Consider the following 5,737-nt stretch of genomic DNA (forward strand, 5'->3'; position numbering starts at 1 on the left):
GGGAGGGACCATCCCCGCGTGCGCGGGGAGCAGCACGAGGCAGGCCTGGCTGAACGCCGCCAAGCGGGACCATCCCCGCGTGCGCGGGGAGCAGGTCGCCACCGGCACGGCGGTCGTCACCAAGCGGGGACCATCCCCGCGTGCGCGGGGAGCAGGCCGCACGCGTCGTGCAGGAGATCTCGGCGCGGGGACCATCCCCGCGTGCGCGGGGAGCAGACTGGCTGACCTGCGGGTTTAGGGCGAGAAGGGGCTGGAATTCCTTACTTTTGCAGACTCGGACATTTCGGGCATGGCCTCGTTCGTGGCTCGATCGTTGGTTCAGGGTGCCTGGATGTGGGGATGTGAGCAAGCTGGTGTGGGTGCTATTGGTCCGCGGTGCAAATCGGCAAGGTGCTGGCGTGGTGGGCCAGTGGTTCGTCTGCAGCTTTTGAGGGCTGCCGGTGGATTGACCTAAGCGCGTTCCTGCGGTGCGTTGAGTCATCGCCTCCGGTGGTGGGTTGGGGCGGCGATGGCTTGCTTGCGAGGGCTTCGCATTGAGCGGAGGACGGCTCGGGCCGGGCCGGTCGCCAGGAGCAGGCCGGTGAGGAGCAGGCAGCTGGCGAAGACGGTGGTGAAGATCCATAGGTCTCTGACGCTGAGGACCTGGAGCAGCGCCAGGGCGATGCCGGCCGGCACGGTCACCAAGGTGAACAGCAGTACGGCACCGTTGATGTTGCGGGTTTCGTCCTCGCGGGCCAGTCGGTTGTAGTCGTTGATCTCGGCCAGGATCTGGGCGAAGCGCTCGGGGAGTCTGTGCTGATGGTGGAAGGCTTCGAGGAACTGGTTCGGAGCTCCGTGGGCGGACAGGTGCTGCCACCAGAGTTGGTGGCGGAACTGTGCGAGGCGGCGTTCCAGCGAGGGCATTCCGCTGGGGGATCCACCGTCGAGCACTGCGGCGAGGGTGTCTTCGAGTTCGCTGATGCCGTGGAGTTGGAGTAGCCCAATGAGGATGGCGTCGAGGTAGATCGTCCGGGCGTAGAGGGCGGCATGGTTGTAGAAGGGGTCGGAGACGCCGCGATCTGGACGTGTGCCGGTGAGGGCCATGCCCTCGCGGAGAACCAGAGCGGACCAGTCGGCTGAGATCCAGACGCGGTCCTGCTCGGGGAGCCGGGTGATCCGTGGGTCGGGTGGCTGGTCCCGGTAGTTGCTGCGGGAGGCGAGTGCCCACTGCCACTGGTCGAGGTATGGCCAGCGGAGGTACCGGGGGTGGCTGTAGAGGCGAGGCAACCGCCAGCCGCGTGCGGTGACGAAGGTCAGCGTGAAGGGCGAGCCTGGCAAGAGCCTTACCTGATCGCCGACAAGCCGTGCGGGGTCATATCCCGGCAGGCTCGTGCCGCTACGGCGGGCGAGTGCGCGTACGACATCCACGGCCTGCACCCCTCCCGGGGACAGATGGACGATGAGCAGTCCGTCGGCATCTGGCCGATCGTTCAGCCGCAGCGCCTCCACGCCGATGACCGTGAGGTCACCGATCCGTTCCCGCAGCGCTCGGTGCCAGCGGCGTGGATGCTCCGGTGTTCCGTACAAGAGGCGGGCGGTCCGCGGAGGGTAGTAGGTGCTGCGGCTGGCGGTGTCGGCGCGGATGCTGCCGTGGACAAGAGGCAGTGGGCCTTCGGCCCAGTCGGGGGCTTGCGGGAACGTTGCACGGTAGACGGCAACGATCGCCTGACGGGCCGGCCGGCTCATCAGTAGTGCGCCTCCACATCAGGTAGGTCCAGCCGGATCACGTAGACGGCGGTGCCGGGCTGGTCGGGGTCGGTCATGAAGCGCACGCGTTCGCCGGTCCGGACGGTGCGGAAACCTTCGGTGACGATGTCCACGTAGGAGAAGGTGAAGTCCTCGCCGGTTTCGGAGTCGTGGACGACGTAGACGCCCATCCGGCCGCCGTAGCCGCTGCCATGGGGACGGCGGTCGGCCACATGGCCGAAGCGCTGCTGGAGCCTGGGTTCGTTCACAGTTCCTCCACGCAGCGGAATCCGATGGCGTTGCTGCTGATGCGGAAGCCGGCGAGTCCCTTCGACGAGGTCTGCACGGCCCGGTAGGGGTTGTCGAACGAGCCCCCGCAGATCACCGATTCGCCGCGGTCGGCCAGGACGGTGGACGTGCGTTCCCAGATGTTGCCGACCAACTGGTGAACGCCGAATGGCGAGCGGTTGCGTTCATGAGCGTGGACCGGGCGGGGGAAAGCGTCCCGCAGGCGTCCCTGGTCGTGCTCCTCCAACCAGGTCTCATAGGTGATCAGAGGGCGATCGCTGTAGGCGTCGGCACAGTTGACCGCCTCAAGGTCGATCTCGTCTCCCCACGGGAACAGGCGGCCGTCCCGGCCTCGGGCCGCAGCCTCCCATTCGGTAGAGGTGGGCAGCCGCTTGCCCTCGAAGCGGGCGAAGGCGTACGCACTCCACCAGCTCAGGCAGATCGCCGGATGGTCGGCGTAAGTGGGGTTGGTGTAGTAGTCCTGCACTCGGAGCCGCTCAAGCCATGGCTGGTGTGAGACATCCGGCGGCATGTCCGGGTGATCCCACTGAGCGGAGCCGTGTCGCTCGACGGCGGCGAGGAACTCGTTGTAACGGCGTACGGTGACGGCGTACCGATCGAACCGCACAGGGGCCGTGATCTCTCGCAGCATCAGGTGATGAGACGGCCCGACCAGGTACGTTCCGGCAGGGAGCACGCAGTCGTCACTGCCTCGTTCATGCCGGGAACGGTGGTGCAGGAACGCCCGTAGCTGCTCGGTGAGCCGGGCAGGCCGCGCGATGTTCTGGCTTCCCGAGGTGCGTAGATGCTCTGCGGCGAAGAGCTCCTGATAGGCGGAGTGGGCGAACGCGACGCGGTCGGCGTCCGCCGGCCGGAACAGTGGTCGTAGACCGAAGGACTCGAAGTCGATCCGCCCGCCCGTGAAGCACTCGATACCGAGCTCATTGCACAGCTCGATGAGCGTGAACGATGTGTGCCCCTCAAGTCCTGCTCGCCCGAAGAAGGCAACGAGCTGGGGCATCCGGTCTGCGAGGCCGGCTTCGGCTGCAGTCCGTTCCACATGCCTCCACAACAGGTCGGGCAGCGGCTCCTCGGCCCCGAGGACACGGGCGAGCCGAACCTCTAGCGGCGAGGTGTCCTCGTGCAGCCGGAGGGCGGAGAACCTCGGGACCTTGAGCGGGTCGACACCTTGCGCGTAGAGGTTCTGGACGAGGCGTTCGGACAGCAGCGCCGTACCGTCGAGCATCCGGCGCACCTGGGGCGAGTCCTCCAGGAACGACACCCGAGAGCTCATCACGACCGTCGAGTCAGCCGACAGCACCTGGGCCAGCTCGGTGAACAACTCGACGAAGCCGGCCAGCGTGTGCTCGGTGACCGCCTCGTCGATGCCGTCGAGCGCGCACACCACCGAGCCGGAGCGGGCGAAGTAGTGGAAGACGTCGAAGACCTTGATGCGATCCACCGCCATGCACGGGGCGAGCGTCCGCGTGATGAAGTCCGGGAAGCTCTCGCCCGGCCGCTTCAGGCTCATGTCGAAGTAGAAGCGGTACCGCCGTACGTCCGAATCCCTGCCGGCCGCGACCAGCCTTTGCAGCAGCACCGTCTTCCCGCTGCCGGACCGGCCCACCACCAGCAGGTTGCCGCCGGAGACGGCCGTCCCGGTCAGCAGCTCGTAGGCGTCGCCGACCTGGGACAGCGTCATGTTGCCCGAGCGCTCATCGGTGGTGAGGAGCCTGCCCGACAAGGGCATCCGTTCCCTGGCCTCGGCAAGCGCGAACGAGGAGTAGTGCGCGTCCGGGTCGACGATGGTGTCCATGAACCGGTCGTAGGTCACCACCCGGTAGTCCTCGAACTCACTCACAGCCGGATCGTCGCCCGGATCAAGGACCAGGAAGCGGGTCAGCTTGGGCAGCCGGGTCTTGAGCAGTTCACCGCCGGTGCTGGCCAGGACCTGACGTACCTCGTCGGTCCCACGGCTGAGCATCAGCTCCACGTACTCGATGCGCAGACCGACCTCACGGCTGAACAGCTGATACACCGTGTACTGGGTCAGCTCGAACCGCTTGACGGACGTGTAGCCCATCGTGAGGTAGAGACCTGCGAGGAACTCGGCCTTCTTCGCCACGGCGGGAACGAGCCGCGGCACGTCCCCGGTGAGCACCTGGCTCCCGGTCGTGGTGAACCACATCAGCACGTCGAGCAGGCGCCGGATGGCCGTGAGCGCATCCTCTTCGGCGATCGAGTAGCCGTCGTGGGCCGCCCGGTTGCGGAGCAACTGAATGTCGCGCAGGGCGTCCAGGACTGCGCTGCTGGTGATGTGGGGTCGGCAGCCCTTGATCAGCTCGCTGAGGGACTTGCCGGACGGGTCGCCCGGCACATCATGGTGCTGCCACAACTCCTTCAGGATGCGCTCGGCGATCTTCCCTACCAGGGAGATCGAGTTCTCCGGGTAGCCGTCACCGAGCGAACGGATGGGGCGCTCGAAGTCGAGCCCGAGGTGCCTGGCGATGCGGGAGTGGTCGTCGAGCTCTGTCTTGAGCCGTTGCAGGCGGGAATCAAGCTCGCTGCTCATGTCCGCCTTCCGAGCACGAACGCGAACCGGTCGGGGAACTGCAGGATCTCTTCGGGATGACGCCGGTCGATCTCTGCGACGCCCGCCTCCAGCTCGGCATCGTCGAACATGGAGAGCAGCGACATATAGCGGTTACGGACCATCCGCAAATAGCGCTCCTTGGAGAACGACAACGGGAACGACTCATAGCTCAGACGGACCTGCAGACCCGCTCGTTCCAGATGGCCGGCGATGTCCTCGGGGTCGGGCTGATGCTTCTCGAACGCCCTCAACGCCCTGTCGAACAGCGGATAATCGATCGTCGTAGGCAGCATCACGACCAGCACGCGCCCGCCCGGAGCCAGCATCCCTGCCAGACCGGCCAGCACCCGGGCACGGTCCCGCACGTGGTGGATCGCCTCTTTCACCAAAATCGCGTCAAGTCGTCCGTAGGGGAGTGCCACACGTCCCTCGGCCACATCCTCCGCTGATGCCTCGACTGGTACGTATCCCTCACCCTCCGGAAGCCGCTCAAGCATCGCGCCTGACGGGTCTACACAGGCCACCTGCCCGGCGCTCTCCACGAGCCCCCGAGTGAAAAGCCCAGTCCCACACCCGATGTCAGCGACACGATTCCCAGGCTGCGGATCGAGCCGACCAAGGATGCAGCTCGTCATCCAAGCGATGAACTCCGCACTGTGCGTCCAGTTCTCGTCGTAGCGGTCCGCCAGCCGATCGTAATGAGCAGCAATCTCCTCAGACATGTACAGCCAGCCTCCTACACCACTAGCCACCAAGCCCACGGTAACCATTGACCATTGCCGACTCAGTGTCTCCTGACCTTGATGGCAGACATGCGCGGGGAACAGATGCTCTGACAGTCCTCGCAGCGGGCCGGGTACGGGCCATCCCCGCGCGGGGAGCAGAACAGTTCCTAGGCCAGGGCGGCGATCTGGGCGGGACCATCCCCGCGTGCGCGGGGAGCAGAGATACGCCGAGGCGTCGATCCGGCCGGGCGAGGGACCATCCCCGCGTGCGCGGGGAGCAGAAGGGGTGCGCCCTCCCCAGGCGCTGGAAGGCGGGACCATCCCCGCGTGCGCGGGGAGCAGTCTGGGTGGGGAACGATGGCGTAGCCACCGGTGGGACCATCCCCGCGTGCGCGGGGAGCAGGCC

General features: G+C 66.6%; 4 protein-coding genes. All 4 read right to left on the reverse strand.

The genetic code is table 11. From position 1 onward, the window contains the following. Positions 1-477: 477 nt before the first annotated feature. From C4U03_RS38405 to C4U03_RS38420, 4 genes are read right to left on the reverse strand one after another with little or no spacing between them, the layout of a single operon-like run. Entirely contained in the window at positions 478-1,725 is a 1,248-nt protein-coding gene (locus tag C4U03_RS38405) for a hypothetical protein (protein ID WP_103944723.1), read from the reverse strand. Next, positions 1,725-1,994, reverse strand: coding sequence for a hypothetical protein (locus C4U03_RS38410; RefSeq protein ID WP_103944724.1), 270 nt, complete (start codon positions 1,992-1,994; stop codon positions 1,725-1,727). The genes C4U03_RS38405 and C4U03_RS38410 overlap by 1 nt, the downstream gene beginning before the upstream one ends. Beyond that, positions 1,991-4,585: an SUMF1/EgtB/PvdO family nonheme iron enzyme gene (locus tag C4U03_RS38415; protein ID WP_103944725.1), complete on the reverse strand. Its 2,595-nt coding sequence runs from the start codon at positions 4,583-4,585 to the stop codon at positions 1,991-1,993. Before C4U03_RS38415 ends, C4U03_RS38410 begins: the two co-directional genes overlap by 4 nt. Beyond that, positions 4,582-5,328 carry a class I SAM-dependent methyltransferase gene (locus tag C4U03_RS38420; protein ID WP_103944735.1) on the reverse strand — a complete coding sequence of 249 codons (747 nt, stop codon included), beginning with the start codon at positions 5,326-5,328 and terminating at the stop codon, positions 4,582-4,584. The genes C4U03_RS38415 and C4U03_RS38420 overlap by 4 nt, the downstream gene beginning before the upstream one ends. Positions 5,329-5,737 lie beyond the last annotated feature (409 nt).

It is taken from the genome of Thermomonospora echinospora, from assembly GCF_900108175.1.
GTDB classification, from domain to species: domain Bacteria; phylum Actinomycetota; class Actinomycetes; order Streptosporangiales; family Streptosporangiaceae; genus Thermomonospora; species Thermomonospora echinospora.